We start from the raw sequence: 235 nt of genomic DNA on the forward strand, positions 1-235 counted from the left end.
GTCCTTGTCTCCTTCGATCCCCTGCGCCCAGCGCTCCATGACCTCCGCCGTGGCGCCGTCGATCAGCCTTTCGCGATCTTCGTCGGGGATGGGATCAAGGACCATGTCGTTCACATAGGCGATCAACCTCACCGTGGTGGCGATGATCGTTCGCTGCAGTCCCGCAGGCTGAGACTGACTCGGACGCTCGCCGCCCACGAACAACGGCAGCGATCCTTCAAGGATCCATGTGGAG

General features: G+C 62.1%; 1 protein-coding gene. It reads right to left on the minus strand.

The genetic code is table 11. The annotated features are described in order from the left end of the window. Positions 1-235, minus strand: a 235-nt coding sequence (locus ACQG3P_RS23815; protein WP_426806430.1) for a hypothetical protein, incomplete at both ends; no start/stop codon positions are given.

It is taken from the genome of Stenotrophomonas sp. SrG, from assembly GCF_050031795.1.
In the GTDB taxonomy this organism is placed as follows: Bacteria; Pseudomonadota; Gammaproteobacteria; order Xanthomonadales; family Xanthomonadaceae; genus Stenotrophomonas; species Stenotrophomonas rhizophila_A.